Source organism: Brevundimonas sp. DW-iso22 (genome assembly GCF_058725425.1).
This window is the reverse complement of record NZ_JBZXEB010000002.1, coordinates 130,216-156,399: the sequence shown is the minus strand read 5'-3', so window position 1 is coordinate 156,399 and position 26,184 is coordinate 130,216. Positions and strand designations below refer to the sequence as shown.

The window sequence follows — 26,184 nt, the reverse complement described above, 5'->3', positions numbered from 1 at the left end:
GCATCCTTCCTGGCGTGACCGGGTTCTTGCGACGGCTCACAGCGGCATTGTGACACCCCTAGACCTTGGTCGAAACTAGACCAATGGCTAATGGCCCCGACCGCCCCCTATCCCGGAAGCTGTCCTCAGGGAGGTTCGCATCAGACGAACCCGGGAGGACGTCGCATGAAGCTTCATCTGTTGGCCGGCACCGCTGCCGTTGCCCTGCTGGCCGTGCCCGGTGTCAGCATCGCCCAATACGATCCGGCGGCTCTGGAAGCCCGAATCGCCCTGCTGGAATCAGAGTTGAACGCCCTGCGCAGCGACATCGCCGCAGCCCGTGCCGCCCAGGCAGCCCAGACGGACGATATTATCCGGCTGGACCGCCAGGTCGCCGCCGCGCCCCCCGCGCCGGCCGCTCCGGCTCCCGCCGCTCCCGCTGACGGGTTTCGCATCGGGGCGCATACGGTCAAGCTGGGCGGCTATGTGAAGTTCGACGCCATGGCCAGCCGGTACAGCGACGGCGATCCGGCCAATGGCGATGCCCTGAGGGAGTTCTATCTGCCAAGCTCGATCCCGATTGGCGGTGCCAGCGAGGGGACGGCGACCGACTTCAACGCACGGCAGTCACGCTTCTGGTTCACGACCGAGGGTCTCATAGGTGGCCACCGCGTCGGTTCGCGTGTGGAGATGGACTTCCAGGTCCTGCCCGGCACCGGCGACCAGCGCACTACCAGCCCCGCGACGCCCGCCCTGCGACGGGCCTATGTCACCATCGACAACTGGCTGTTCGGTCAGGAATGGACCAATTTCCAGAACGTCTCGGCCCTGCCCGAGACCGCCGATTATGTGGGTCCGTCCGAAGGCACCGTCTTCAACCGCCAGGCCCAGGTCCGCTACACGCGCGGCCCCTTCTCGGTCTCGATCGAGAACCCCGAAACCACCGTCAGTCCCTTCTCCGGCGGTGCGCGCATCGTGGCCGACGACAATTCGTCCCCCGACTTCACGGCGCGCTATGTCCATGCGCGGCCTTGGGGCGACGTGGTGCTGGCGGGTCTTGTGCGCCAGCTGCGATACGAAGTGCCGACGGCGGGGATCGACACCGACGCCCTGGGCTGGGGTCTGTCCCTGTCCGGCAAGATCAAGGTCGGGACCCAGGACGATTTCCGCTTCATGGTCACGGGCGGGGAGGGGATCGGCCGCTATGTCGGGCTGAACTTCGCCAATGATGCGGTGCTGGATGCCAGTGGAGAGCTGGAGGCCATTCCGGTGGTCGCGGGCTTCATGGCCTATCGCCACGTCTGGGCACCCGGCTGGCGCTCCAACCTGATCTTGTCGATGCAGGACGTGGACAATGACGCCAGCCTGACGGGTCTGGCCGTGAACCGCTCGGCGCAGAGCTCGCGGGTCAATCTGATCTGGACCCCTCTGCCCGGGCTGGACGTGGGCGGCGAGCTGATGTTCGGTGAGCGCGAGCTGGAGTCCGGTGCCAGCGGTGACATGAGCCGCCTGGCGATGTTCGCCAAATATGGGTTCTGAAGTGAGCGTGAATGTCGACTGATCCTGAAGTCTATCCCGTCGCGTCCGACTGGGCCGCCCGCAGCCACATGGATGCCGAGGCCTATGAGGCTGCACGTCTGGCGGCGAGCCAAGATCCGGACGTCTTCTGGTCAGAGGCGGCGCAGCGTCTGGACTGGATGACGGCCCCGACGGTCATCAAGGACGTGTCGTTCGACAAGGCTGATTTCCGCATCCGTTGGTTCGCCGACGGTGTGCTGAACGTCGCCTGGAACTGCCTGGACCGGCACCTGGAGACGCGCGGCGATCAGACGGCGATCCTGTGGGAGGGCGACGACCCCAACCGCCATGGCGGTCTGACCTACCGCGAGCTGCACGCCGAGGTGTGCCGCATGGCCAATGTGCTGAAAGGCATAGGCGTCCAGAAGGGCGACCGCGTCACCATCTACATGCCGATGGTGCCGACGGCGGCCATGGCCATGCTGGCCTGTGCCCGTATTGGGGCTGTGCATTCGGTCGTTTTCGGCGGCTTCTCGCCCGACAGTATCGCGGGGCGGATTGAGGACTGCGGCTCGCGCTTCGTCATCACCGCCGACGAGGGCCGTAGAGGTGGCAAGTCTGTGCCTCTGAAGGCCAATGTCGATGCTGCCCTTGAACGGGCCGGCGTTCAGGGTCTGGTCGAAAAGGTTCTGGTGGTCTCGCACACAGGCACAGATGTGCCGATCATCGAGGGTCGCGACGTGCGCTACGAGACGGCGCGCGAGGGCGTGCCCGACGACTGCCCCTGCGAGCCGATGAATGCCGAGGATCCGCTGTTCATCCTCTATACCTCGGGCTCGACGGGCAAGCCGAAGGGGGTTTTGCACACGACCGGCGGATATCTGTTCTGGGCCAGCTGGACCCATGAACTGGTCTTTGATTATCGGCCCGGCGAGGTCTTCTGGTGCACGGCCGACGTCGGCTGGGTCACGGGCCACAGCTACTGTGTCTATGGCCCGCTGGCCAATGGCGCGACGACCCTGATGTTCGAGGGTATCCCGTCCTGGCCTGACGCCAGCCGCTTTTGGCAGGTGGTGGATCGCCACAAGGTCGAGATCTTCTATACCGCCCCGACCGCGCTGCGGGCCCTCATGCGCGAAGGCGACGGGCCGGTGAAGGGGACCAGCCGCAAGTCCCTGCGTCTGCTGGGCAGCGTGGGCGAGCCCATCAATCCCGAGGCCTGGCGCTGGTATCACGAGGTGGTGGGGGAGGGACGCTGTCCCATCGTCGATACCTGGTGGCAGACCGAGACGGGTGGCATTCTTGTGTCGCCACTGCCCGGTGCCACGGCGCTGAAGCCTGGATCAGCGACCAAGCCGCTGCCCGGTGTCGAGCTGCAACTGGTCGATGCGGAAGGTGTCGTGCTGGACGGCGCGACCGAGGGCAATCTGGTCATCACCGACAGCTGGCCGGGGCAGATGCGCACGGTCTGGGGCGATCACCAGCGGTTCTTCGAGACCTATTTCAGCACCTATCCTGGCAAGTATTTCACCGGCGACGGCTGCCGCCGTGACGAGGACGGCTACTATTGGATCACAGGCCGGGTCGACGACGTCATCAACGTCTCGGGCCACCGCATGGGCACCGCCGAGGTCGAGAGCGCCCTGGTCCTGCATGACCATGTGGCCGAAGCCGCCGTCGTGGGTTTCCCCCACGATATCAAAGGCCAAGGGATCTACGCCTATGTGACACTGAAGGCGGGCGTCGATCCCCACGATGATCTGAAGTCAGCCCTGATCGCCCATGTTCGCAAGGAGATCGGGCCGATAGCCGCGCCTGATGCCATTCACTGGGCCCCAGGCCTGCCCAAGACGCGCTCTGGCAAGATCATGCGGCGCATCCTGCGCAAGATCGCCGCCAACGAGACCGATGCCCTAGGCGACACATCCACGCTGGCAGATCCTTCGGTGGTGGACGATCTGGTTAAGGGGCGGTTGGCATAGAGGCCCATTACACACAGGCGGGGTAGAGCAGGATCGGGCCGCCTGTGAAGATCAGCGAGATAAATCCCACAGCGGCCAGGCCAGTCGTCAGGCGGTCGATCAGCGTCGGCTTTTCTTCTGGGCTTCGGGTCAGACGCGGCACGACCCCATAGCCGGCCAAGACTACAAGACCGGCAATCCATAATGCGCCAAGGACGATCAGGTGCAGGGATGTTCCCGCCACAGGAACTCCGACCCATCCGCGCTCGCAGCCCAGGCCATGGGCACCGTACATCAGGCTGAAGACTACAGCCCAGATCAGCAGCCCCCCGCAGGCGCGTGTCAGTGCCGCCATCAGACGACCGCCGATATCATGCCCACACCAAGGGCAATCAGGGTTACGACCGAACCATAGTCGCTCCAAAGTCGGATGCTCTGTATCGCGGCGCTGCGCCGGGCCGATATGTAGCCGCGCCGCCCGCGCAGGAACACGAACGCCAGGCCCAGAAGCGCCAGGGCACCATGGAAAATCGCGTAGCAGAACAGGATCCACAGGATGGCCGCGTAGGCATGTCCGGATGGCGGCGGTGCCCGCAAGATCAGCGTCGAGATCAGGGCCGTGACGCCAAGAGCCTGGCCTGCCATCGCCATGAGCAGCGGCAGCCCCCGGGCACGCGGTCCCGCCCCCTGGCGGACGGCGGTCGTGGCCATGCGCACGCCGAGACCAGCCAGAACCAGACCCGCGGCGGCGACGATGAGCTCGCCCAGTGCGGCCTCCATACAGATCTGAGGTGGCCAGGCCGGGGCCACGGTCCAGAGAAAGGAGAAGCCGAAAAGAAGCGAAACCAGCAGGGTGCCGCTGGCGGCTAGGGCAAGGGTGGTGGCCCACCATGCCGGGGGCTGGGGAGCTTCGTCGTGAACGGGGAGCGTCTTGCCGTCAGCAGCCTCGATCACACCCAGGTCGCGCGTTCGGCCACCCTTCCACAGCCACATCCAGCCAATCACGGTGACGCCGACGAGAAAGACCGGAGCCAGTGGATAGAGGCTGAAAAGCATGGACAGAAAGAACCCGGCCAGACAGCAGGCCATAACAAATGGAAGCGCACTGTTGCCTGGCAGTATGACGATGGACCGGGCCTCGCCAGAAACAGGATCGACCGCAAGTGTCTCGCGGCGATCGGCACGGGCCATGCCCAGCCAGCCCTCGCCGCGCGCGAGAGACAGGGCAAGATCGGGCTCGTCATGCAGCGGCTCGCGGGATCGGACGTCGGGCAGGCTGGCAAAATTATAAACCGGAGACCCGCGCGGCATCGACCACTCCAGGGTGCCGGCTCCCCACGGGTTACGCGAGGCCTGGCGGCCCAGGAAAATCTGAAGCCCGACATCGATCACGAACAGGGCGAAGCCGAAGGCCATGACGAAGCCTCCGATCGATGAAATCAGGTTGAGCCAGGCCCAGCCCGTTTCCCAGCTGTAGGTCTCGACCCTGCGCGGCATGCCCAGAAGGCCGGTCAGATGCATCAGGAAGAAGGTTAGGTTGAACCCGACGAAGATCATCCAGAATGCGGCTTCGCCCAGACGGAAAATACCCAGGCGACCGATGATGTGGGGCAGCCAGTAGTAGGCCGCTGCCAGCATCGGGAAAACAAAGCCGCCGACGAGCACATAGTGCAGGTGCGCGGTAACGAAGGCCGTGTCGTGCGCCTGGACGTCAAACGGAACCATGGCCAGCATGACGCCCGTCAGACCGCCGATGACGAAGACGACGAAGAAGCCGATCAGATACAACATCGGCAGTTTGAGCTGTGGTCGGCCCTCCCAGAGCGTGCCCAGCCAGGCAAAAATCTGTACTCCCGTGGGTATGGCGACCAGGCCTGATGCGGCCGAGAAGAAGGCCAGCGCCATACTGGGAATGCCGGTGGTGAACATGTGGTGCACCCACAGCCCGAAGCTGAGGAAGGCCAGGGACAGGATCGCGCCGACGATCCAGCCGTAACCGATGATGGGGGTGCGGGCCATGACCGGCAGGATGGTCGAAATCGCCCCGGCGGCCGGCAGAAAGATGATGTAAACCTCGGGGTGCCCGAACAGCCAGAACAGGTGCTGCCACAGCAGGGGATCGCCACCCTTGTCGATCGAGTAGAATGGCCAGCCGAACGCCCGTTCGATCTCCAGCAGGATCGAGCCCAGGATCAGTGGCGGAAACGCGAACAGCATCATCCCGGCGGTGACCAGCAAATACCAGGCGAACAGGGGCATGCGATCCAGACGCATGCCGGGCGCACGCAGGATCAGGATCGAGGTGATGATCTCGATTGCGGCGCACATGGCCGATATTTCGACGAAGGTCACACCCAGCAGCCAGACATCGGCATTGATGCCCGGTGTATGCACCTTGTCCGACAGGGGCGTGTACATGAACCAGCCGCCGTCCGGGGCTGCTCCAACCAGCAGGGCGACCAGCAGGATTGCCCCGCCGAAGAAGTAACACCACCAGCCCAGCGCCGACAGGCGAGGGAAGGCCATGTCGCGTGCCCCCAGCATCTTGGGCAGAAGATACATCGCCAACCCCTCGAACATCGGGATAGCGAACAGGAACATCATGATGCTGCCGTGCATCGTGAACAGCTGATTGTAGACGTCGGGGCCCACGAAGGCGCTGGCGGGCGTCGCCAGCTGTGCCCTGATCAGCATCGACAGGATGCCGGCGACCGCGAAATAGAAAAGGGCCGTCACGATGAACCGCTTGCCGATGGTGGTGTGGTTCACCGTGGTGAAGATGCCGCGCCACCCCTTGTCGCTGCCCCAGATGCGGCTGAGATCCTTGTGCAGTTGAAGTGCTGTCATGGCTGCTGCCCCGTGAAGCGGGCCCAACTGTCGGGACTGTGGACCACCACGGAAAAGACGTGCGCGGAGTGGCCGGTGCCGCAGTATTCGGCGCACTGACCGCGATAGATACCGGGCTGATCGGCAACGAGCCTCAGAACGTTGTCATGGCCAGGAATGGCATCGATCTTTCCGGCCAGCCGCGGGGCCCAGAAGGCATGGATCACATCCGTCGCACTGACGCTCAGATCGACTGGCCGGCCTGCCGGGAGGTGCAGAATGCCCTCGACCTCGATGACGTCCTCGGGACCGGCCCCGGGATGTCTGAACGTCCAGTTGTACTGATCGGCCTCGGCCGAGATCCGGACGACATCAGGGGCTGGCAGCGGAATGGTCCGCAGCCCCACGAAGAAGGCATAGATCATGAGGGCCGTCAGAACTGCACCGGTCATGCCCAGCCCAAGGCCGATGATCCAGAACCGTGTGCCGCGCGGACGGGCCTTGGGGCGTCTACGGAAAGCCAGAACGAGGGGTATGAAGACGACAGCGCAGAGCAGGGCCGACCCGGCCAGCATCACCCACCAGAGTTGGGCGATCGATGCCGCGGCAGGGCCTGCGGGGTCGAGAATCGAAAGATCTCCGGCGCATCCGGCCAGACCCAGGATGCTGATCGGCACCAGACTGCGTTGCACCAACCGGCCGATCCGGGCAAAAACCGCTTCATGACCAGTTTGCCTGAAGACAGTGCCGAGAAGCGCCTGGTCGATCCCATTGCGGAAGACCCCTCTTTCCACCGGACGGGATCCAAGGTGGCGGTCGCCGGCCATCCCATCCATGCCATGCTGGTGGCGTTTCCGGTCGCGCTGTGTGCCTGCACTTTCGGAGCCGATCTGCTTTACTGGTACACGGGCGATCTGTTCTGGGCGAGGGCAGGTCTGTGGGCGGCGGGTATGGGCTTTCTGATGGGGGTTCTGGCGGGTGTTGCCGGAACGGTGGAGCTGCTCTGGGCACCCGGTATCAGGGCAAGGGCGGCAAGCTGGACCCATTTCGTGATTGCCGTCATGCTTCTGTCGTTGCTGGGAGCAAACTGGGGGCTGAGGCTGATGGGCTTTGAGGCAGCGGTCCTGCCTTTTGGCGTGCTTCTCTCCGCCTTTGCTCTCGGGTTCACCGGGTTCACGGGCTGGCATGGCGGAAAGCTCGTGTTCGAATATCAAATCGGGGTCTCGTCGAAAGGGAGCTGACGGCCGAGGGGCTGGGTCATGAAGTCCGGGAAGGCTTCTGGCGAGATCATCGGTTTGGCCAGGACCAGGACCAGGATGGTGGCCATGCAGAGAAACAGGCCGACCAGGATCAGGACCGGGGAGGGGGGCTGATACTCGCCGCGCCTTTCGCTCATCAACACCACGGTATGACCGATCAGCCCGTGCAGTGACACCAGGGCGCCGACCGCCACCAGCTTGGCAAACAGCCACGGGGTCAGCGCGGTCCTCATGAAGATCAGGATGGTGCCGGAGGCTATGGCGACGACGGCGGCGGGGGTGACCAGGCGCGTATAGCTGTAGTGGGTCAGGTAGCGGAGCCGGTCATAGGTCGACTGACTTTCGGAAGCGCGATGCCGGCCAAGCAGCAGCGGCAACACGATCAGGCCAGCGCACCAAGTGATCAGGGCGATGATGTGCAGGGCTTTGACGGCGACGATCATGCCGGGCCTGTGCTTATCTGGAACCATGATCGCCGGCCCAGCCACAGGGCCAACACAAGGAACACGGCCATGCCGGGAACCCACATGACCAGACCCGCCAGTTGCTGATCTTCTAGCGCGGACAATCCAAACGCCGCAGTGGTCGTCAGATGCTCTGCATAGAGCGGATCTGGTGCGAAGGTCAGCAGCGCAGCCAACAAGCCCATCTGACCCGCGCCTAGAGCAATCACAGGCAAGGCGGAAAGAGCGGGGCGCTTGATATCCATGAGGCGGCTCCAGAACAGCCAGGCCGTGGACACAAGAAGCCCCTGCAGGAGCCAGTAGACAGCTGTGCTGGAAAGCGCCGCGCTGTAGAGAGCCGGCAGGTGCCAGGCCCACAGGACCACGGTGGAGCCCAGGAATGCAGCCGATGTCGGAAACCGGCGTCTGAACGGGAAGGCCATGGCTAGCAACGGTGCGGCGACGGCATAAAGCAGGATGTGATGGATGGCTCGCGCCGAGAACAGGGCCGTCGTCATGGCACAGAGCGGCGATACGAAGGCAATTGCCAGCACGATCGCGGCAGCGACGATCGCAGATCGGCGATAGGTCGGAATGGTGCGCGCCAACAGTCCGCCAGCCGCCAGCATGCCCAAGGCCGCGAGGACCAAGGGATCAAGGTTCCAACTCGCCACCATCTCGGACGGAAGGGGGGGCGGACCACAATAGGCAATGGGAATACCGGGCTGCATGGCCTTCCTGTCTGCAAGACGAGCCGAACCTAGCGCATACCGAAAGGGTTGATACAGTCCGATCTATTCAAGCCCTCGACAGCGCATAGGTTCCTGGCCTGCGAGACAGACTTTCATCCAGGTTGAGCGCCCTGTTGGCGGCGATTTGGAACCCTGCTGAAGTGCGGCTCGTTAGCGCCTGAGCAGGGGAGAGGTTCAGATGGCCGAGGCGACGCGGAAATCCGGTGCGGCTGCGTGGTTGGTCCGAGGATTCGGCATTCTGGTGCTCCTTCTGGGAGTTCCACTTCTAGTCGGTGGCGGCTGGCTGATTGGGCTTGGTGGATCGGCATACTATCTACTTGCCGGAGCTGGTCTGGTCGTTTCGGGCTGGCTCTTGTTTCGCCTTCGGCCAATGGGCGCATGGATCTATACTGGCGTCTTCATCGCCACCTTCGCCTGGGCATTGTGGGAAGTCGGGCTGAACGGCTGGGCGCTCGTGCCGCGTCTTGTGGCCCCCACAGTCATTCTGTTCGGTGTCGTCCTTTGCCTTCCTGTCCTCCTCGCGAGACGAGGCTGGCAGATGGCAGGGTTGGGAGCCGCTGTGCTGACCGTCGGCGTCGCTGCGTTTGGCGTAGCGGTGGCGCAGGCTAACCGGCCCATGTCTCCTGCAGCGACGAACGGGCTGCCGTTGACCAATGCCGACGGCGAGACGACGGGAGCGGATTGGCCCGCATATGGAGGCACGCATGGTGCCCAGAGGTTCTCCGGGCTGACACAGATCACACGCGCCAATGTAAGCCAGCTCGAACGCGCATGGACATTCCGCACCGGTGACCTGCCTGAAGAAAAGTGGGGTGCCGAAACCACGCCATTGAAAGTCGGCGACACGGTCTATCTTTGCAGCGCGCGCAACATTCTGATCGCTCTGGATGCCCGCACCGGTCGACAGCGCTGGCGCTATGATCCCGAGGTTTCCGACGACTGGATTCCCTATACCGCAGCCTGTCGTGGTGTGGCCTATCATGAAACGCCCACCACTGGTCAGGGCCAGCCAGCAGCAGGCGGCGTAGTCCGGACCACAGCGGATACGGCCACGACTACAGGGCCTGCAAGCACCTCTGGTCAGTCGGCGGGTGCGGGAGCGACGCCATGCGCCGCCCGCATCATCGAGGGTACGCTCGACGGTCGCCTGATTGCCGTCGATGCGGCGACAGGGCGTCCATGTGCAGATTTCGGCGAGAATGGATCCGTCGACATCAAGACCGGGATGGGTGAGGTCATTCCGGGCATGGTCTCGATGACCTCTGCGCCCACCATTGTCCGCGGTGTGATCGTGACCGGTCACCAGGTGCTCGATGGCCAGTATCGGAGCGCACCATCAGGCGTGATCAAGGGCTTTGATGCCATCACCGGCGAACTGCGGTGGGCCTGGGACATGACGCGCCCGGACATCACTGCCCTGCCGCCAGAAGGTCAGACCTATACCCGCGGCACACCCAATATGTGGACCACAGCGACCGGGGACGAAGAGCTTGGTCTGGTCTATCTGCCGATGGGTAACTCTGCGGCCGACTATTACAGCGGCGACCGCGCGGATCTCGAGAATGCCTATTCCACAGCTCTGGTCGCGTTGGATGTAGCCACAGGTCGCCCGGCCTGGTCGTTTCAGACGGTTCACAAGGATGTCTGGGACTATGACCTGGGTTCCCAGGCTTCGCTGATCGACTATCCATCGGCCCAGGGTTCGACGCCAGCCGTCCTTCTGCCCAGCAAGCAGGGCGACATCTACATTCTTGATCGCCGTACCGGCCGCCCGCTCACGCCCGTGCAGGAACGCCCGGTGCCTCAGGGCGGTGTCGAGCCATCCGAACGTAGCCGGACCCAGCCCTTCTCACTGTTCCATACATTGGCGAAGCCTCGGCTGAGAGAGCGCGACATGTGGGGCATGTCGCCGATCGATCAGATGATATGCCGCATTGGATTCCGTCAGGCAGCCTATGACGGGCCTTACACCCCGCCGACCAGTGGCCGGCGATGGATTCAGTATCCCGGCTATAATGGCGGATCAGACTGGGGCGGTGTGGCCATCGAGCCCCGCAAGGGCTGGATCATCGCCAATTACAATGACATGCCAAACTTCAATCGGCTGGTGCCACGGGCTGAGGCGGATCGGAAAAAGTGGTTTCCTCATGGTGATCCTCGCGCGGTCTCCGGCGGGGCAGAGGGAGCCGGCGACCCCCAGGTTGGCGTCCCATATGCGATTGACGTCAATGCCGGCTGGCGAATGGCCACGACAGGCATGCTGTGCAAGCAGCCTCCTTATGGAGGCATTCGCGCCATAGACATCCGTAGCGGTCGCACGGTGTGGGACAGACCTTTCGGGACAGCACGCAAGAACGGACCGTTCGGCATTCCCTCCATGCTCCCGGTCGACATCGGAACCCCGAACAATGGTGGGGCGGCGGTGTCCGCTGGTGGGCTGATCTTCATCGCGGCAGCCACTGATGATCTGATCCGCGCCATCGACATCGAAACCGGTGAAACGGTCTGGCAGGACGTCCTGCCGGCCGGGGGTCAGGCGAACCCCATCCTCTATGAACAGGACGGCCGACAGTACCTGGTCATCATGGCGGGGGGGCACCACTTCATGGAAACGCCCAGAGGCGACTATGTGATTGCCTATGCCCTGCCCGAAGCGGGCTGATCGACTCTGTGCCCTTGCCCACATGAGCGAGATGAACCCGAGATGAACCATTGCGGGTCAGGGGGATTAGATGTGTCACCCCACACATGGCCCGAGGAGCGACGATGAGACTGGAAATTGCGGCGGAGCGAGGATTTCATACCGTGCATTCTCTCGTCCTGGCCTTTCCCATCGCGCTATTCAGCGCGGGCCTGGTGGCCGACATCGCCTACCTCCGGACCGCAGAAATCCAGTGGACCAACTTTGCAGCCTGGCTGATCGTCGGCGCGCTGGTCTTCGGCGGTGTAGCGGCGGCATGGGCGCTGGCATCATTGGTCATTGCGCTGAGATCGCCGCAAAGAACGCGTCGACTGATCTACTTCGGCGTCCTCGCGGCGATGTGGCTCCTGGGCCTGGTGAATGCCTTCAAACACAGTCAGGACGGATGGAGTTCGGTGGGTGCCCTCGGCGTCATCCTGTCCATCCTGTGTACGGTTCTGGCCCTGGTTGCCGGTGTGATGGCCTACACCCCCACCATCTCCAGGGAGATCGCGCGATGATGCGTTCGTTGATGGGCGCGAGCGCCTTGTTGCTGACATTGGCGGCTTGCGGCCAAAGCGATCCTGGCCTGAATCAAACCGGAGCCACTCCGGATCTGCCTGGCGTTCGTGAAACACTCGTACCGCCGATGAAGATCGCCAGCCCGACCGGCTGGAACGGCCAGACCCCGACTGCACCGGCCGGCTTTACGGTCACGGCCATGGCCACGGATTTCCGCATCCCGCGCCAGATGCTGGTGCTTCCCAACGGTGACATTCTGGTCGCCGAGGGACGCGGCGGCAATGCACCGCCGCTAAGGCCCAAGGATGTGATCGCTGGATCGATCAAGAAGAAGGGCAATACACAGGTTGAAAGCGGTGACCGTGTCACCCTTCTGCGGGACGCCAACAACGACGGCCAGCCGGAGGTACGCAGCGTTTTCATCGACAATCTGGATGCCCCCTACGGCCTCGCCTTCGTGGATGGCACCCTCTATGTCGCCACGCAGGATGCGCTGCTGAGCTTTCCTTATCAGGCGGGCCAGACAAGGATCACGGCTCCTGCGACGGAGCTGACCAAACTCCCTTCGCGTATCAACCACCACTGGACCAAGTCGCTGACCGCCAGCGCAGATGGTCAGACGCTCTATGTCGGGATCGGATCGAACAGCAATGTCGGCGAGCGCGGTATGGCGGTGGAGGAAGAGCGTGCCGTGGTCTGGGCCATCGACCGTGTGACGGGCGCACGTCGCACGGTGGCGACCGGCATTCGCAATCCTACGGCCTTGGCTATCGAACCCCAGACCAGCGCCTTGTGGGCCGTGGTCAATGAACGCGACGAGATCGGTCCGCAGCTTGTCCCCGACTATCTAACCTCTGTGCGCGAAGGTGCCTTCTATGGGTGGCCTTACAGCTATTGGGGCAAGAATATCGATCCACGGGTCAGGCCCCAACGTCCAGACCTGGTCGCGACAGCCGTTGCGCCGGATTATGCGCTCGGTTCCCACGTGGCGGCGCTGGGGCTGTCCTTTGCGACGGATGGCGGCTTCGGCGGGACCTTCAGCCAGGGAGCTTTCATCGGGGAGCACGGAAGCTGGAACCGGCAGGATCTGTCTGGTTACAAGGTCGTCTGGGTGCCGTTTGCCAATGGGCGTCCCAGTGGGCCGCCTGTGGATTTCCTCTCCGGTTTTCTGACTGATGATGGTCAGGCGAGAGGACGACCCGTGGGTGTGGTCTTTGACCCTGTTCGCCGTATTTTGCTGGTCGCAGACGATCTGTCGAACACGGTGTGGCGCGTCGCCCTTGGAGCACCAAGGACCTGACGGTCTGGTATGATCGGCTTAGGTCTACGGCGGCGGGTGAGCTCAACTCCCGGTCTTCTGTTCCAGAACAGCATGCGACGTGCCTCACGCTGTGAGTTTTGAGCACAGGGGGTCGTCGCGGCCAGCCCGCTCCGGTAAGGTCAAGGTAGCGCGCGATGGACGCGGCTTCACTCAGATCATTTCCGCCGAGAAGGTCGATTCTTGCTGCTTCTGCTTGCCTTTCTACCTTTGATCGGAGCGATAGCCCCCGCGCTGGCGATTCGGGCCGGACGCGACGCTTGCGCGCTGGCAGCGGGAGCCGTGACACTGGGCGCGCTGGCGATCCTCGGTGTTCTGGCTCCCGCCGTGATGGCGGGCCAGACGGTGCAGGTTCAGGTCGACTGGATTCCGCTGCTCGGGCTGAACCTCAACTTCTTCCTTGATGCGCTGGGTCTGATGTTCGCGGGGATGATCCTGGGTATCGGCCTGCTGATCATCGTTTATGCCCGCTTCTATCTGGCCAAGGCCGATCCGATGGGTCGGTTCTTTACCTACCTGCTGCTGTTCCAGGGAGCGATGCTGGGCATCGTCCTGTCCGACAACATCCTGTTGCTGTTGATTTTCTGGGAGCTGACGAGTTTGTCGTCATTTCTGCTGATCGGCTTCTGGCGGCACCTGCCCAAAGGTCGACAGGGAGCACGCATGGCGCTGGCCATCACGGGTGCCGGTGGGCTGTCGCTGATTGGAGGACTGCTGATCCTCGGCAACATCGCAGGGTCCTACGACCTGACTGTAATTCTTCAGAACCGCGATGTGATCCAGGCGTCGCCGTTATATCTGCCAGCGCTACTTCTGATCCTGGGTGGTTGTTTCACCAAATCGGCCCAGTTCCCGTTTCATTTCTGGCTGCCGCACGCCATGGCCGCGCCGACGCCGGTCAGCGCATATCTGCATTCGGCGACCATGGTGAAGGCGGGCATCTTCATGCTGGCTCGGCTCTGGCCAGTGCTGGCGGGCACTGATGCCTGGTTTTATCTGGTCGCGACCACGGGCTTGGTGACGATGGTATTCGCGGCGATTGTGGCGCTGTTCAAGGACGACCTGAAAGGGCTGCTGGCCTATTCTACAATCAGCCATCTGGGCTTTCTGACCATGCTGTTCGGCTTCGGTACGCCCATGGCCGCTGTGGTCGGTGTCTTCCACATCATCAATCATGCGACCTTCAAGGCGGCTCTGTTCATGAACGCCGGCATTGTCGATCACGAAACCGGGACGCGCGATATCAGGCGGCTGGGCGGGCTTGCGACCCTCATGCCGATCGCGGCCACATTGGCGGTGGTGGCGGGCCTGTCGATGGCTGGCCTTCCGCCGCTCAACGGTTTCATTTCCAAGGAGATGATGCTGGAAGAGGCATCCCACACCGTCTGGTGGAGCCAGCCCTGGCTGGTGCCGGCCCTGGCGACCCTAGGGGCGACTTTCTCGGTGGCCTATTCGTTCCGCTACATCGTGCACGTCTATTTCGGGAAGAGGCGCGACGATTATCCGAAGGCACCCCATGATCCCGGGGTGGGCTTGTGGGGCCCGCCGGCGGTCCTGGTTGCCCTGGTCGTCGCGATCGGCCTGTTCCCTGCAGTGGTGGCCGGACCTTTGGTGGAACAGGTGTCGCGGGCCGTCATTGGGGGGGACACTCCCTATTATTCCCTGTCGCTCTGGCATGGGGTGACCCCCGCTCTTTTCATGAGCGTCGCGGCCATCGGCCTCGGCCTGGTTGTGCTGAGTGCACATCGGCAGATCGCAGGTGTCTGGCAGGCTCTGCCGCTACCGGATGCCAAGCGGCTTTTTGATCAAGCTGTCGAGGGCACGACCGCAACAATGGTGGCGTTCACGACGCAAACCCAGAACGGGTCGCTCGAACGCTATATCGCGATGTTTATCGGCACCGCTCTTGTCGTCGGGTTCGCCGGCTTTATCGGGTTCGACTTTGTTGGCGGGGAACGACCCACGACGGCAGCATCGCCCATGGCCATCGTTTGCTGGCTGACGATGATTACCGCCACGGTTCTGGTCGTGGTCAACCACAGGGCCAGGTATCTGTCGCTGATCTATATCGGCATCGTCGGCCTCGTGATTTCGCTTGGCTTCGTCCACCTGTCTGCGCCGGACCTGGCCTTGACCCAGATTTCAGTGGAGGTGGTCACCATCCTGTTGATGTTGCTGGCGCTCAACCTGCTGCCCAAAACCAGCCCACGAGAGAGTGGTCTGCCCCGTCGCATCCGCGACGGCCTGCTGGCTGTGATGTGCGGGCTTGGTGTCGGCGGCGCGGCCTGGGCCGTGATGACCCGTCCCTTGAGCAGCATCTCTAGCTACTTCTGGGAAAATGCTTATTCCGGCGGCGGGGGCACCAATGTTGTAAACGTCATTCTGGTCGATTTTCGCGGGTTCGACACCTTCGGCGAAATCATCGTGTTGGGCATTGCGGCCCTGGGCATCTTCTCCTTGCTGGAGACCGCAGGCAATGGTGCCAGCGGGCGCAGGATCCTTGCCTGGCAGCCCGATACACCGCGTTCGCCCGAGCATCATCCCATGATGCTGGTGGTCGCCACGCGTCTTCTGCTGCCCCTGGCCGTGATGGTCGGGCTCTATATTTTCCTGAGGGGCCACAACCAGCCGGGTGGAGGCTTCATCGCCGGCCTGGTCGTATCCATTGCCATCCTCATGCAATACATGGCGTCGGGCTATCAGTTCGCAGCACAGCGTCTGCGTGCGGACCATCACACATTGATTGGTCTGGGTGTACTGGTTGCCGCGGCGACAGGTCTGGGGTCGTTGCTTTTCGGGGCCCCATTCATGACCACCGCGTTCGATTATTTCAGCCTGCCTGTCATCGGCACGTTCGAACTCGCCACGGCCATGCTGTTTGACGTTGGAGTGGCCCTGACAGTGATCGGTGCGGTCATCCTGGCTTTGGCGCAGTTGTCCCAGGTCGCCCAGAGCGCAGAGAAGCAGCCCCCCCTCACGACCGACGAGGCCATGGATGTCGATCCATCCCGTGCGAGGACAGAAGCGGCCTCCAGGGAGGCGAAGTGATGATCAGTCTGGAGTTTCTGGTGGCTTCGGCCATAGCCGTTCTGACGGCCGCCGGTGTTTATCTGGTTCTTCGCCGACGGACATTTCCGGTCGTGCTGGGACTGGCGTTTCTGTCCTATGCGATCAACGTTTTCCTGTTCGCCATGGGGCGACTGGTGATCGACCAGCCCCCGCTCTACGACAAGGGGGCTGAAAGCTATACCGACCCCTTGCCTCAGGCCCTGGTCCTGACGGCCATCGTCATCGCGTTCGGCATGACAGCCTTTGTGGTCGTCCTGGCACTGCGCAGCTATCTCGAAACCGGCGTTGACCGGGTCGACGGCACGCCAGATGCGGAGGGCGACCAGTGAGCCTGATCGTCTCATACTGGGTCGTTGCCAGCGTCATCATGCCTGCCGTTATGGGGGCGGGCATTCTGTTGTTCCTGCGCCATAAGCTGACCTTATCTCGGTTCGCCGCGATCGGATCGTGCCTGGCGATGATCGTCGTGGCCGTCGTTCTGGTCGTGGAGGCCAATGGTGGCACGATCCAGAGCTATGCGCTGGGCAACTGGCGGGCCCCGTTTGGCATCGTCCTGGTCCTTGATCGGCTCTCTGCGATGATGGTGTTGCTGACCGCCGTCCTCGCCCTGGTCGTTCTGGTTTATGCGATCAGCACGGGCACGGACCGCAAGGGCTGGCATTTTCATCCGCTGTTTCAGTTCCAGTTGCTGGGGCTGAACGGGGCCTTCCTGACCGGCGATCTGTTCAATCTGTTCGTCTTCTTCGAGGTTCTGCTGATCGCCTCCTATGGGCTGATGCTGCATGGCCAGGGAGGGCAGCGGCTGAAGGCAGGGGTGCAGTATGTGATCATCAACCTGGTCGGCTCGACCCTGTTCCTGGTGGCGGTCGGACTGCTGTACGGCGTGACCGGAACCCTCAACATGGCCGATCTGGCGATTCGTGTGGCGGCCGCGCCGCCGGGTGATCAGGGGCTGATAGCCGCTGCCGGTCTGTTGCTGACCGCAGTTTTTGCCCTCAAGGCCGCGGTCGTGCCGCTGCATTTCTGGCTGCCGGGTACCTATGCGGCGGCGACGGGAACGGTCGCCGCCTTGTTTGCCATCATGACCAAGGTCGGGGCCTATTCCATTATCCGCACCAGTACTCTCATCTTTGGCGAGGACGCAGGTGGCCTGGCGTATGTCGCTGGTCCCTGGCTGCTACCGGCCGCGCTCGTGACTCTCGTGATCGGGTTCGTCGGGCTATTCGCGGCGCGCAGCCTGCGCGGTATGGCGGCCTGGGCCGTTGTCGGCTCCATGGGCACGCTGCTGTGTGCCGTGTCCGTCTTCACCGTCCAGTCGATGGGTCCGTCACTCTACTATATCCTGCATTCGACCCTGGCCGGGGCCGCACTGTTTCTGATCGTCGACCTGATTGCCCAGAGACGCGCCGAGCATGCAGACGCCATCACCCTGGCCCCGAGGTTCAGCCAGTTCGAAATCCTGTCGGGCTTGTTCTTCCTTGCAGCTATCGCCACGGTCGGGTTGCCGCCCCTTTCGGGCTTTGTCGGCAAGTTGCTGATCCTCGACGGTGTACGGGCCTCACCGCAGGCGGTGTGGATCTGGGCCGTCATCCTGACGACCACGGTTCTGGGCGTCCTGGCGTTCGCGCGCGCCGGAAGCGCGATCTTCTGGAAGAGCACGACGGTCGAAGGCGAGATTGTTTTGCGGGCCCTGCGCGGCAAACGTGGGGGCGTCGCCGCGGCGGGGGCACTTCTGCTGATGCTGGCGGGTCTGACTCTGCTGGCCGGGCCTGTCACGACTTACACGGCGGCGGCGGCGGGCCAGTTGTTCTCGCCTGACCAATATATCGAGGCCGTCCTGGGTCCGCAGTCCGGAGGTCGCCGATGATCCGCCGTCTTCTGCCTCACCCCGGCCTGAGCGCGATGCTTGTCGTCGTGTGGATGCTGCTGGTGAACGCGTTCACCTTCGGGGCCCTGTTTCTGGCGATCGTGTTCGGGGTGCTGGTGCCTCTTGTCACAAGCCGCTTCTGGCCTGATCGACCGAAGGTTCGCTTTGGGCGGGACATGATCGGTTATATTGGCGTGGTGCTGTTCGACATCCTGATCGCCAATTTTCAGGTGGCGTGGCTGATCATGACGCGCCGTAATCGGGATCTTCGCTCCCAGTGGCTCGTGATCCCGCTGGAGCTTCGTTCGCCAGAAGCCATCACGGCACTGGCCGGTACTATCAGCCTGACGCCCGGTACGGTCTCCAGCGACATCTCCGGCTGCGGTCGCGCTTTGCTTGTTCACTCCATTGATGTCGCCGACCTCGAGGCGGAGGTCGCACGCATCAAGAGCCGCTACGAGGCCCGCTTGCTGAAGGTTTTCCCATGACCGGATCGATCTTGCCCGTGGCACTCGGCTTCGCCTTCATCTGCGTCAGCCTTTCGATCCTGCTCAACCTGTTCCGCCTGTGGCGCGGCCCGCTTTCGGCCGATCGCATCCTGGCGGTGGATACCCTGACCATCAACGCCATTGCGATGATCGTCCTGTTCGGGATCGCCTATGCGACCTCGGCCTATTTTGAAGCCGCGCTTCTGCTGGCCATGGTCGGGTTCGTGGGCACTGTGGCCTATTGCAAGTTCCTCCTGCGAGGAGACATCGTCGAATGAACCTGATCGCAGAACTCGCCATTTCGCTGCTTCTGGTCACCGGCGGACTGTTCATACTCGTGGGGTCGTGGGGCTTGGCCAAGCTGCCGTCATTGATGACGCGGCTTCATGGTCCGACGAAAGCGACCACTCTGGGGGTCGGTGCCTGTCTGATTGCCTCGATGATCTATTTTCCCGTCTTCGGCGGTACGTACTCGGCGCACGAACTGCTGATCGCCCTGTTTCTGTTCCTGACGGCACCTGTGTCGGCAAACATGATTGCCAAATCCCACATCCATCGGCAGGGCCGCGGAATCGACGCCAACCCATCGGACCACATTATCGACGGGCTTCCTTCGCCTGGTACCGGCTCGGACTGGGCAACCTTCATGGGGGCCGACGAGGGAAAACCATTGACCAAACAGGGTCAACGCGACGCGGCTTCAGACTTTTAGCGGTTGTCGGTGTGAACGAAGCCGGTGGCGGAGAGGGTGGGATTCGAACCCACGGTACCCGTAAAGGCACGCCGCATTTCGAGTGCGGTACATTCGACCACTCTGCCACCTCTCCGCGGGGCCGTAAGTACGCTTGGTCGAGCGAGGGGCTTCTCTAGTCGGGCGGGAGCCGGGCTGCAAGCGGGAAAAACCGTCAGCGTTGCGCCGGAAGTGGCAGACCGAGCGTGTCGCCGCCGGTCAGGTCGCCGTCGATGACGCGGAAGAGTTCGGCGGGGCGGCCGCCGGTGGCCGAGGACATCACGCCGGTGGGCTGAACCAGGCCGGTGCGTTCGACCCCGCGCCGGAAATTCTGCTTGTGCAGCGATAGTCCGGCGATGGCTTCGGCGGCGGACTGGAGGTCGGAGAGGGTGAAGGTGGCGGGCATCAGGTCGAACAGGACGGGGCGGTATTTCAGCTTGCTGCGCAGTCGGCCCAGGCCGGTGGCGAGGATGCGGCGGTGGTCGGAGGCCATGGGGAGGCCAGAGGCTGTGGCCGCGACACGGCGGTCGTTGTCGCGATCGGCCTCGGCGACCAGACCGGCTTCGTAGAGAAGTTCGTAGCGGTCGAGGACGCGGCCTTCGTTCCAGCGATGTGGCGGTGTCGTGGCGAACAGGGTCTGGACGCGAGATTGGCGGCGCGGGTCGGTGGCGGCCCAGTCATTCAGGGCCGTGATCAGGGGCGGCAGGCAGGCGGCGGTGCCGTCGCGGCGATCATCCCAAGGGAAAATGTCCAGCAGGGGTGTCCAGCGGGCTTCGTCGAGTGGGGGCGCGTCGACGGCGTCGGCTGTGAGAGCCAGATAGCCGACGGAGACTTCGCGGCGGCGTTCGGGGCCGGGGGTGGCGCGGGGGCTGGCGCGGCCCAGGTCGCCGAAGGTGTAGAGCTGTTCGACGAAGCCGAGACGAAAGCCGGTCTGGTCGGTTACGAAATCGCGCAGCGCCCGTTCGAAGGTGCGATCACGAACCGGGTCGAAGGGGCCGAAGGGCAGGGCGGTCAGGCCGTCGTCGCCGGTGACGGTCAGGACGCAGGCGGTGCGGTCACGAACGGCGATGACGACCGCCGACAGACCGATGCGAACGCCCTGTTCGTCCTGAGCGGCCATCGATCCTATTCCGTGTGCCAGGCGTCGGGCCCGGGACTCAGACCGGTGGCCTCGGCCAGGATGCGGTAGCGCTCCAGATAGCGGGCCTGGGCGATGGGGGCTGGCAGGGGCTCGATGACCAGGTCGTAGCCGGCGGGCGGGGCTCCGAAGAGCGAGAGGGATTCGGTCTTGTTGAATCCGGCCAGCTGGGTCGCCTCGAAATAGGCGCAGGCGCGGTCGGCCTTCTTGATCAGGGTCTTGATGGCGAGGGGCGATTTCGGCGGCAGGGCGAAGCGGACGTGGATGGCGCTTTCCAGTCGGGCCTCGAAGGCCTTGTAGTTGACACCCAGCGCGGATTTGAAGGGCGAGATCATGTCGCCGATGACGTATTCGGAGGCGTCGTGCAGCAGGGCGGCGAGCCGCCATTTCGGCTCGAGGCCCGGCTTGATATGGGCCGCGATCTCCTCGACGACGCAGGAGTGCTGGGCGACGGAGAAGGCGTGTTCGCCAATGGTCTGGCCGTTCCAGCGCGCGACGCGGGCCAGGCCGTGGGCGATGTCCTCGATCTCGATGTCGAAGGGCGAGGGGTCGAGCAGGTCGAGGCGGCGGCCGGACAGCATGCGCTGCCAGGCGCGAGGCCCTTTGGATGCGGAGGAACGGGGACTGACGGCCAAGGCGATTTCCTGCTGGAATGGCCCGGTGTGGTGGCCCATCGGGGCCGCGGGATCAAGGCCGGGGCCGACAAAGCTGTTGGCGATCATTCCCCGACGTTGAGGGTGACCAGTGCCTTGGCGTCGTCGAAGACGTCGCCGCCCTCGCGGTCCTTGGAGCGGACGGTGACGACGACGATGGGGCCACCGGCCGGGCCGCGTGCCTCATAACCGACCAGTCGCCAGCCTTCGACCGAGGGGCGGTTGTCGGTCAGGATCCAATTGGCGCGGGTGGCATTGCCCGCAGCAGAAGTGCGGACCACGGTGGCGGCGTCATTGGCCTGAACGCTGACGCTGTCGCCGCCGTCGTCGCTTTGAACATCGACGGTGGTACCGTCGCCCTTGGCCTCGACCTGAAAGCCGCCGATGTTGACCGAGGCATCCTCGCCGTCGGCGTCGATGCTGATGCCCGGAAGGCGAACGGTGGCCTTGTCGCCCTCGGCCTGGATATCGACGCCGGGGGCCTGGATCGATGCGCTGTCGCCGCTCGACGATGTCGCCTCGGCGGAGGCACTGGCTGTGGCGCTCTTCTGGGCGCGGATGCCGGCCACAGCCTGGGGCAGGGAGGCGGAGAGACGATCCTCGAAGGTCTTCAGGGCTGCAGTGCTATCGGTGCCCGAAAGGCTTACCAGATGCAGGATGACCTCGGCTCCGCGCGGACCGCCATAGGTACAGACGGTGCCCTGTGCGCTGGCAGAACCCTTGCGGGTCAGGCTGCCAAGTGTCTGCGGGCATTGCAGGGTTTCGACAACGCGAAGCACGCCGCTGGTGTCATTCTCGACTGTCCGGGTCGAGGAGATACGGACGGAATTGTTGTCGCAGCCGGTCGTCAGCGCGGCGAAGGCGCAGACGGTGGGGATCAGAAAGGGACGAACCATCATGGTCGAATATCCTTGGTCTTGGGTGCATCCTGCGCCCGCTGGCCCGCGAATCCAGTGAAATCGCGGTAACCGGTGTATTGGGCAGATGCTTCAAGACTTAAACGCCGGGACGCGAGCCTTCCCGTCGGGTCAGGAAGGCCAGGCGTTCGAACAGGTGGACGTCCTGTTCGTTCTTCAGCAGGGCACCGTGCAGCGGCGGGATCAGCTTGTTGGGCGATTTCTCGCGCAGGGTTTCCGGATCGACATCATCGACCATGAGCAACTTCAGCCAGTCCAGCAGCTCGGAGGTTGAGGGCTTCTTTTTCAGGCCCGGCGTGTCGCGGATTTCGTAGAAGGTGCGGAGGGCCTCAGAGACCAGACGCGGCTTGATGCCGGGGAAATGGACCTCGATGATCGCCTTCATCGTCTGATCGTCGGGGAAGCGGATATAGTGGAAGAAGCAGCGGCGCAGGAAGGCGTCGGGCAGCTCCTTCTCATTGTTCGAGGTGATGACCACGACCGGGCGGACGGCGGCGCTGATGGTCTCGTCCGTCTCCTGGACATAGAACTCCATGCGGTCGAGTTCCTGAAGCAGGTCGTTGGGAAACTCGATATCGGCCTTGTCGATCTCGTCGATCAGCAGGACAGGGCGGACCGGAGAGGTGAAGGCCTCCCACAGCTTGCCCTTCTTCAGATAGTTGCGCACGTCGTGAACGCGGGCGTCGCCCAGTTGGCTGTCGCGCAGGCGGCTGACGGCGTCATATTCGTACAGGCCATTGTGGGCCTTGGTCGTGGATTTGATGTGCCAGGTGATCAGGGGTGCGTTCAGCGCCTTGGCCATCTCATAGGCCAGGACCGTCTTGCCGGTGCCGGGCTCGCCCTTGATCAGCAGCGGACGCTCCAGCGCGACCGAAGCGTTGACCGCGATCTTTAGATCGTCGGTGGCGATATAGTTGGACGTACCTTCGAACCGGTCGGCGGTGCGCGACATGGAGAACTCCGGGTTGCTTTAGGAGACGGTTAGCGAAGGGCACGCAGCTTCACAACGCTCATCGTGCTGAGCGCACAGCGTCCACCGGACAATGACTACGGGGCTATCCGCTCCGGCGGATCAGTTCGTCGGCCAGAGCCGCGGTCAGATAGCCGTCGGGGGTGCGGTTGTTGGCGGCCTGCCAGCGGCGCAGGGCGTAGCGGGTGTTGGCCCCGACGACGCCGTCGATCCCTTGTGTGTCGAAGCCCATGGCGGTCAGGGCGCGCTGGGCGCCGATGCGCTGGTCGCGCGACAGAGGCGCATCGTCGGGCCAGGTGCCGACCAGGCCGGGCTTGCCCGCGATCCCGTCCGCCGTCAGGCCGATGGCCAGGGCGTAGGAGACGGAGTTGTTATACTGGCGGATCACATAGTGGTTGGGCAGGGCCAGGAAGGCTGGGCCGCGTGCGCCTTGCGGCAGCAGGATGACGCCGTCCTCAAGCGCCTCCAGCTGGTTCGGGCTGCCGCCGTGGGCTAGGCGGACGCCGCGCGCCGACCAGTCGCTCCATCTGTGCTTGGGTCCCTCGGCCTGGGTGTAGTCGAAGTTGGACGGCAGAATGACCTCATAGCCCCAGGACTGTCCGCGCTTCCATCCGGCTTGGGCCAGCAGGTTTGCGGCGGAGGCGAGGGCGTCGGCGTCCGAGCCCCAGATGTCGCTCATGCCGTCGCCGGTCTGGTCCACGGCCAGACGGGTATAGGTGCTGGGCATGAACTGGGTCTGGCCCATGGCTCCGGCCCAGCTGCCCTTCAGGCCCGCGCGCGCGCGCTTGCCGTCGATGACGATGTCGAGCGCGTTCTTGAGCTCGGTCTCGGCCCAGGCGCGGCGGCGACCGTCGTAGGCGAGGGTCGCCAGCGAGCGGATGACGTCATAGCTGCCCTGAATCTGGCCGAAGGCGCTCTCGTTGCCCCAGATGGAGACCAGGATTTCGGTCGGCACACCATATTGCTGGACCACGGCAAAGGGGACGCGGTCGGACAGGCGACGACCCTGGGCGACGCGGGTCGCCGACGCCGCATTTTGGATATAGGCCCCGGCGGGACGGCTGAACTCCGGCTGGTTGCCGTCCAGGCGGACGACGTTGGGGTCGGGGGTCAGGCCCTCGAGCTCTCGCGCATAGAAGGTGGCGCGGTCGCCGCCGTGCCGGGACAGAAAGCCCTGTTTCCAGCCATCGAAGCCGGCCTGATCGGCGGGCGCGGCCGGAGCGGGGGTTGTCGGCGCAGGAGCCGGCGTCGAAGGCGCGGGTGCGCTGGGGGCGGGCGACGTCGTCGGGCCGGCGGGCGGTGCCTCGGGCAACATGGGGCCGCAGGCGGCGACGGACAGGAGCAGGAGAAGACTGAATCTGGAACGCATGGCGATACTCTAGCCGCAGGAGAGGGGCGGGCGTGATGACAAGTGCGCGAGGCGACAGTCCGTTGCGACGCCGGGCGGCTGATGTCTCTCTGGATCGTGGAAAAGGGTAAACCGGGCGCTAACCGCGTCTGGCAACGCGGAGGCAAGGGTCCGGGACGATAAGGGGCGTGCTCTCTGATACGGCCTGGTGGCGGAGGGGCGACGCGGCGGGGGTGCAACCCCGCAGACCCTCCGTTCAACTCGGAGGCCAGGCCTCCATCGTTCTTAGAGCGCTAATGCTCACCGCGCGGCGGCTCGCTGCTTGAGCGCGGTTGCTTTGGGGACGTGTGCAGATGCTCGGTCGCGTCATTAGAAACATGCTGCATCCGATGGGGCGGCGTCGCTACGCTCGAAAGCTGTCATTTCCGATGCTTGTAGCGGGTGTGGGTCTCCTGGCTTTTGGAGGCACACTCTATGCCACGACCCCTGATGCGCCGGGCCGAAGCGCAATGGTCGCTTATGTAGAAGTGCGGTCGACGGATCAGCATTACCGTGACTGCGCACATGCCAAAGCCGAAGGACGAACCAATATCCGCAGTTGGGATCCGTCCTATCGCGAGCGAATGGACAAGGACGGTGACGGTGTCGCCTGCGAACCATATTTCTAAGCGACACCAGCGCGCAGGCGTTGACGTCTCACCCAACCCCCACTATACGCCCCGTTCCGCCGCTGGTCCGCCTGCGGCTTTTCTATTTTTGATTTTGATTCAGGACGAAGACCATGAAGGTCCGCAGCTCGCTCAAGTCGCTCAAGACCCGCCACCGCGACTGCAAGGTCGTGCGCCGCAAGGGTGTGGTCTATGTGATCAACAAGACCGACCCGCGCTTCAAGGCGAAGCAGGGCTAAGCCATTCTAGTGCGCTAACGTGCGCGACGCGGTCGCGCGCTGCTTGAGCGCAAAGATATCAAGAGGCTGTGGATTCTGTCCGCAGCCTTTTTCGTGTCCGGTGTTGAGCCGGGCCAAGCGACGTGGTTAGCGTCCGCATTCCATTTGCCCTGACGGTCGTTCGGCCTGCTTGAGGGCGTTTCTCTGTTTCTGATCCTGTTTCCGGAGCCTTTCCATGGCCGATGATGCGTCCTTCGATTCCTCGCCCGACGTCCTGAATGCGACGGCGCAGGGGCGTCTGCGCACCATCATCGAGCGGCTGGAGCGTCTGGAAGAAGACAAGGCCGCCGTCATGGAGGACATGAAGGAGGTCTTCGCCGAGGCCAAGGGCGAGGGCTATGACGTCAAGATCCTGCGCAAGGTCATCCGCATCCGCAAACAGGACAAGGCCAAGCGCCAGGAAGAGGACGCGATCCTGGACCTCTACCTGTCGGCGCTCGGCGAGGTCTGACACTGAAGCGAACCGGCTTCGGCGGGGGTGGGAGCGGTTCCAAGAAGCCGCCCGCCAGTCCGTTCGAGGCTGAACGCAAGGCGGCGCAGCGCGCGGCCCTGAACGCCCTGAGACGCGCCCGCCGGTTGGCAGACAAGGCGGGCGTTTCGCTGTCTGAATGGGAGGGCGAGTTCTTGGACTCGGTCAGCGAGCGGGTGAAGACCCACGGCCGCGCGTTCGGCGACCCGGAAAAGGGCGCGCCCGGCCAGGCCCTGTCATCCATGCAGGGCCGCAAGCTGAAGGAGATCGCCGCCAAGGCCAAGGGCGAGGAGCCGAAGCGGCGGTGGGGAAAGAAGAGGGATTAGGTTTC

General features: G+C 63.7%; 26 protein-coding genes and 1 tRNA gene. 16 read left to right on the top strand and 11 right to left on the bottom strand.

Translation table 11 applies throughout. From position 1 onward, the window contains the following. Nucleotides 1–165: 165 nt before the first annotated feature. Together AC4PRM_RS00775 and acs are read left to right on the top strand one after the other, a co-directional pair. A complete protein-coding gene (locus AC4PRM_RS00775) occupies nucleotides 166–1,518 on the top strand; it encodes a DcaP family trimeric outer membrane transporter (RefSeq protein ID WP_492038436.1) in 1,353 nt (450 codons plus the stop codon). Between the two features lie 11 nt (nucleotides 1,519–1,529). Then, nucleotides 1,530–3,479 (top strand): acetate--CoA ligase, encoded by a 1,950-nt coding sequence (gene acs / locus AC4PRM_RS00770; RefSeq protein WP_492038435.1) that lies wholly within the window; start codon nucleotides 1,530–1,532, stop codon nucleotides 3,477–3,479. A gap of 7 nt (nucleotides 3,480–3,486) precedes the next feature. Here the strand turns inward: acs and AC4PRM_RS00765 are convergent, their stop codons facing one another. Genes AC4PRM_RS00765 through AC4PRM_RS00755 form a run of 3 tightly spaced genes read right to left on the bottom strand, consistent with a single transcriptional unit; the run spans nucleotide 3,487 to nucleotide 6,976 of the window. Continuing rightward, nucleotides 3,487–3,813 carry a hypothetical protein gene (locus tag AC4PRM_RS00765; RefSeq protein WP_492038434.1) on the bottom strand — a complete coding sequence of 109 codons (327 nt, stop codon included), beginning with the start codon at nucleotides 3,811–3,813 and terminating at the stop codon, nucleotides 3,487–3,489. Beyond that, nucleotides 3,813–6,305 (bottom strand): cytochrome c oxidase subunit I, encoded by a 2,493-nt coding sequence (ctaD, locus tag AC4PRM_RS00760; protein WP_492038433.1) that lies wholly within the window; start codon nucleotides 6,303–6,305, stop codon nucleotides 3,813–3,815. Before ctaD ends, AC4PRM_RS00765 begins: the two co-directional genes overlap by 1 nt. Next, a complete protein-coding gene (locus AC4PRM_RS00755; RefSeq protein WP_492038432.1) occupies nucleotides 6,302–6,976 on the bottom strand; it encodes a cytochrome c oxidase subunit II in 675 nt (224 codons plus the stop codon). The genes ctaD and AC4PRM_RS00755 overlap by 4 nt, the downstream gene beginning before the upstream one ends. 30 nt (nucleotides 6,977–7,006) lie before the next feature. Here AC4PRM_RS00755 and AC4PRM_RS00750 point away from each other — a divergent pair, with 30 nt between their 5' ends. Further along, nucleotides 7,007–7,525, top strand: a complete 519-nt coding sequence (locus AC4PRM_RS00750; protein ID WP_373255618.1) for a DUF2231 domain-containing protein — start codon at nucleotides 7,007–7,009, stop codon at nucleotides 7,523–7,525. On the opposite strand, the gene AC4PRM_RS00745 is transcribed toward AC4PRM_RS00750, so the two are convergent. Both AC4PRM_RS00745 and AC4PRM_RS00740 read right to left on the bottom strand, forming a co-directional pair. Next, nucleotides 7,495–7,986 carry a CopD family protein gene (locus AC4PRM_RS00745; protein WP_492038431.1) on the bottom strand — a complete coding sequence of 164 codons (492 nt, stop codon included), beginning with the start codon at nucleotides 7,984–7,986 and terminating at the stop codon, nucleotides 7,495–7,497. The two genes, AC4PRM_RS00750 and AC4PRM_RS00745, sit on opposite strands and share 31 nt — an antisense overlap. After that, nucleotides 7,983–8,717 (bottom strand): cytochrome c oxidase assembly protein, encoded by a 735-nt coding sequence (locus AC4PRM_RS00740; protein WP_492038430.1) that lies wholly within the window; start codon nucleotides 8,715–8,717, stop codon nucleotides 7,983–7,985. Before AC4PRM_RS00740 ends, AC4PRM_RS00745 begins: the two co-directional genes overlap by 4 nt. A gap of 199 nt (nucleotides 8,718–8,916) precedes the next feature. Between AC4PRM_RS00740 and AC4PRM_RS00735 the strand changes: the two genes are divergently transcribed. The 9 genes from AC4PRM_RS00735 (at nucleotide 8,917) to AC4PRM_RS00695 (ending at nucleotide 19,394) form a co-directional block, all read left to right on the top strand. Next, nucleotides 8,917–11,400 (top strand): membrane-bound PQQ-dependent dehydrogenase, glucose/quinate/shikimate family, encoded by a 2,484-nt coding sequence (locus AC4PRM_RS00735; protein ID WP_492038429.1) that lies wholly within the window; start codon nucleotides 8,917–8,919, stop codon nucleotides 11,398–11,400. 104 nt (nucleotides 11,401–11,504) lie between these two features. Continuing rightward, a complete protein-coding gene (locus AC4PRM_RS00730; protein WP_492038428.1) occupies nucleotides 11,505–11,939 on the top strand; it encodes a DUF2231 domain-containing protein in 435 nt (144 codons plus the stop codon). Further along, nucleotides 11,936–13,240 (top strand): PQQ-dependent sugar dehydrogenase, encoded by a 1,305-nt coding sequence (locus AC4PRM_RS00725; protein ID WP_492038427.1) that lies wholly within the window; start codon nucleotides 11,936–11,938, stop codon nucleotides 13,238–13,240. The genes AC4PRM_RS00730 and AC4PRM_RS00725 overlap by 4 nt, the downstream gene beginning before the upstream one ends. Nucleotides 13,241–13,441: 201 nt before the next feature. Beyond that, a complete protein-coding gene (locus AC4PRM_RS00720) occupies nucleotides 13,442–16,306 on the top strand; it encodes a monovalent cation/H+ antiporter subunit A (RefSeq protein ID WP_492038426.1) in 2,865 nt (954 codons plus the stop codon). Then, the gene (locus tag AC4PRM_RS00715; RefSeq protein ID WP_492038425.1) at nucleotides 16,306–16,656 is read left to right on the top strand and encodes a Na+/H+ antiporter subunit C; all 351 of its coding nucleotides are present in this window, start codon (nucleotides 16,306–16,308) and stop codon (nucleotides 16,654–16,656) included. Before AC4PRM_RS00720 ends, AC4PRM_RS00715 begins: the two co-directional genes overlap by 1 nt. After that, on the top strand, nucleotides 16,653–18,194 hold the full coding sequence (locus AC4PRM_RS00710) for a monovalent cation/H+ antiporter subunit D (protein ID WP_492038424.1): 1,542 nt from the start codon (nucleotides 16,653–16,655) through the stop codon (nucleotides 18,192–18,194). Before AC4PRM_RS00715 ends, AC4PRM_RS00710 begins: the two co-directional genes overlap by 4 nt. Then, the gene (locus AC4PRM_RS00705; RefSeq protein ID WP_492038423.1) at nucleotides 18,191–18,682 is read left to right on the top strand and encodes a Na+/H+ antiporter subunit E; all 492 of its coding nucleotides are present in this window, start codon (nucleotides 18,191–18,193) and stop codon (nucleotides 18,680–18,682) included. The genes AC4PRM_RS00710 and AC4PRM_RS00705 overlap by 4 nt, the downstream gene beginning before the upstream one ends. Further along, nucleotides 18,679–18,960: a K+/H+ antiporter subunit F gene (locus AC4PRM_RS00700; protein WP_373255609.1), complete on the top strand. Its 282-nt coding sequence runs from the start codon at nucleotides 18,679–18,681 to the stop codon at nucleotides 18,958–18,960. The genes AC4PRM_RS00705 and AC4PRM_RS00700 overlap by 4 nt, the downstream gene beginning before the upstream one ends. Beyond that, nucleotides 18,957–19,394 carry a Na+/H+ antiporter subunit G gene (locus tag AC4PRM_RS00695; protein WP_492038422.1) on the top strand — a complete coding sequence of 146 codons (438 nt, stop codon included), beginning with the start codon at nucleotides 18,957–18,959 and terminating at the stop codon, nucleotides 19,392–19,394. Before AC4PRM_RS00700 ends, AC4PRM_RS00695 begins: the two co-directional genes overlap by 4 nt. Before the next feature lie 25 nt (nucleotides 19,395–19,419). Here the strand turns inward: AC4PRM_RS00695 and AC4PRM_RS00690 are convergent. The 6 genes from AC4PRM_RS00690 to AC4PRM_RS00665 all read right to left on the bottom strand — a co-directional run bounded on the left by AC4PRM_RS00690 (nucleotide 19,420) and on the right by AC4PRM_RS00665 (nucleotide 24,459). Beyond that, nucleotides 19,420–19,509: transfer RNA gene (locus AC4PRM_RS00690), tRNA-Ser, on the bottom strand. A gap of 78 nt (nucleotides 19,510–19,587) precedes the next feature. Continuing rightward, nucleotides 19,588–20,532, bottom strand: a complete 945-nt coding sequence (locus AC4PRM_RS00685; RefSeq protein WP_492038421.1) for an NUDIX hydrolase — start codon at nucleotides 20,530–20,532, stop codon at nucleotides 19,588–19,590. A gap of 5 nt (nucleotides 20,533–20,537) precedes the next feature. After that, a complete protein-coding gene (locus AC4PRM_RS00680; RefSeq protein WP_492038815.1) occupies nucleotides 20,538–21,131 on the bottom strand; it encodes a YfbR-like 5'-deoxynucleotidase in 594 nt (197 codons plus the stop codon). Nucleotides 21,132–21,268: 137 nt separating this feature from the next. Then, nucleotides 21,269–22,102 (bottom strand): methyltransferase type 11, encoded by an 834-nt coding sequence (locus AC4PRM_RS00675; RefSeq protein WP_492038420.1) that lies wholly within the window; start codon nucleotides 22,100–22,102, stop codon nucleotides 21,269–21,271. A 97-nt stretch (nucleotides 22,103–22,199) separates the two neighbouring features. Further along, complete coding sequence (locus AC4PRM_RS00670) at nucleotides 22,200–23,072, bottom strand: AAA family ATPase (RefSeq protein ID WP_492038419.1); 873 nt, start codon at nucleotides 23,070–23,072, stop codon at nucleotides 22,200–22,202. A gap of 103 nt (nucleotides 23,073–23,175) precedes the next feature. Beyond that, entirely contained in the window at nucleotides 23,176–24,459 is a 1,284-nt protein-coding gene (locus tag AC4PRM_RS00665; RefSeq protein WP_492038418.1) for a lytic murein transglycosylase, read from the bottom strand. A 332-nt stretch (nucleotides 24,460–24,791) separates the two neighbouring features. Between AC4PRM_RS00665 and AC4PRM_RS00660 the strand changes: the two genes are divergently transcribed. The 4 genes from AC4PRM_RS00660 to AC4PRM_RS00645 all read left to right on the top strand — a co-directional run bounded on the left by AC4PRM_RS00660 (nucleotide 24,792) and on the right by AC4PRM_RS00645 (nucleotide 26,179). Next, nucleotides 24,792–25,106 (top strand): excalibur calcium-binding domain-containing protein, encoded by a 315-nt coding sequence (locus AC4PRM_RS00660; protein WP_492038417.1) that lies wholly within the window; start codon nucleotides 24,792–24,794, stop codon nucleotides 25,104–25,106. 113 nt (nucleotides 25,107–25,219) lie between these two features. Beyond that, nucleotides 25,220–25,345: a type B 50S ribosomal protein L36 gene (gene ykgO, locus AC4PRM_RS00655; protein WP_055832286.1), complete on the top strand. Its 126-nt coding sequence runs from the start codon at nucleotides 25,220–25,222 to the stop codon at nucleotides 25,343–25,345. Nucleotides 25,346–25,559: 214 nt separating this feature from the next. Beyond that, a complete protein-coding gene (gene gapR, locus AC4PRM_RS00650; RefSeq protein ID WP_292175304.1) occupies nucleotides 25,560–25,835 on the top strand; it encodes a nucleoid-associated protein GapR in 276 nt (91 codons plus the stop codon). Nucleotides 25,836–25,933: 98 nt separating this feature from the next. Continuing rightward, a complete protein-coding gene (locus AC4PRM_RS00645; RefSeq protein ID WP_492038814.1) occupies nucleotides 25,934–26,179 on the top strand; it encodes a hypothetical protein in 246 nt (81 codons plus the stop codon). Nucleotides 26,180–26,184 lie beyond the last annotated feature (5 nt).

Bases quoted from the DNA above. Each gene is read 5' to 3' on its own strand.
- AC4PRM_RS00670 (WP_492038419.1), bottom strand. From the start codon at position 23,072: ATGTCGCGCACCGCCGACCGGTTCGAAGGTACGTCCAACTATATCGCC.
- gapR (WP_292175304.1), top strand. From the start codon at position 25,560: ATGGCCGATGATGCGTCCTTCGATTCCTCGCCCGACGTCCTGAATGCG.
- AC4PRM_RS00735 (WP_492038429.1), top strand. From the start codon at position 8,917: ATGGCCGAGGCGACGCGGAAATCCGGTGCGGCTGCGTGGTTGGTCCGA.
- AC4PRM_RS00660 (WP_492038417.1), top strand. From the start codon at position 24,792: ATGCTCGGTCGCGTCATTAGAAACATGCTGCATCCGATGGGGCGGCGT.
- AC4PRM_RS00730 (WP_492038428.1), top strand. From the start codon at position 11,505: ATGAGACTGGAAATTGCGGCGGAGCGAGGATTTCATACCGTGCATTCT.
- AC4PRM_RS00695 (WP_492038422.1), top strand. From the start codon at position 18,957: ATGAACCTGATCGCAGAACTCGCCATTTCGCTGCTTCTGGTCACCGGC.
- AC4PRM_RS00700 (WP_373255609.1), top strand. From the start codon at position 18,679: ATGACCGGATCGATCTTGCCCGTGGCACTCGGCTTCGCCTTCATCTGC.
- AC4PRM_RS00745 (WP_492038431.1), bottom strand. From the start codon at position 7,986: ATGATCGTCGCCGTCAAAGCCCTGCACATCATCGCCCTGATCACTTGG.
- AC4PRM_RS00775 (WP_492038436.1), top strand. From the start codon at position 166: ATGAAGCTTCATCTGTTGGCCGGCACCGCTGCCGTTGCCCTGCTGGCC.
- AC4PRM_RS00675 (WP_492038420.1), bottom strand. From the start codon at position 22,102: ATGATGGTTCGTCCCTTTCTGATCCCCACCGTCTGCGCCTTCGCCGCG.
- AC4PRM_RS00705 (WP_492038423.1), top strand. From the start codon at position 18,191: ATGATCCGCCGTCTTCTGCCTCACCCCGGCCTGAGCGCGATGCTTGTC.
- AC4PRM_RS00685 (WP_492038421.1), bottom strand. From the start codon at position 20,532: ATGGCCGCTCAGGACGAACAGGGCGTTCGCATCGGTCTGTCGGCGGTC.
- AC4PRM_RS00680 (WP_492038815.1), bottom strand. From the start codon at position 21,131: ATGCTGTCCGGCCGCCGCCTCGACCTGCTCGACCCCTCGCCCTTCGAC.
- ctaD (WP_492038433.1), bottom strand. From the start codon at position 6,305: ATGACAGCACTTCAACTGCACAAGGATCTCAGCCGCATCTGGGGCAGC.
- AC4PRM_RS00740 (WP_492038430.1), bottom strand. From the start codon at position 8,717: ATGCAGCCCGGTATTCCCATTGCCTATTGTGGTCCGCCCCCCCTTCCG.
- AC4PRM_RS00715 (WP_492038425.1), top strand. From the start codon at position 16,306: ATGATCAGTCTGGAGTTTCTGGTGGCTTCGGCCATAGCCGTTCTGACG.
- AC4PRM_RS00665 (WP_492038418.1), bottom strand. From the start codon at position 24,459: ATGCGTTCCAGATTCAGTCTTCTCCTGCTCCTGTCCGTCGCCGCCTGC.
- AC4PRM_RS00725 (WP_492038427.1), top strand. From the start codon at position 11,936: ATGATGCGTTCGTTGATGGGCGCGAGCGCCTTGTTGCTGACATTGGCG.
- ykgO (WP_055832286.1), top strand. From the start codon at position 25,220: ATGAAGGTCCGCAGCTCGCTCAAGTCGCTCAAGACCCGCCACCGCGAC.
- AC4PRM_RS00765 (WP_492038434.1), bottom strand. From the start codon at position 3,813: ATGGCGGCACTGACACGCGCCTGCGGGGGGCTGCTGATCTGGGCTGTA.
- AC4PRM_RS00750 (WP_373255618.1), top strand. From the start codon at position 7,007: ATGACCAGTTTGCCTGAAGACAGTGCCGAGAAGCGCCTGGTCGATCCC.
- acs (WP_492038435.1), top strand. From the start codon at position 1,530: ATGTCGACTGATCCTGAAGTCTATCCCGTCGCGTCCGACTGGGCCGCC.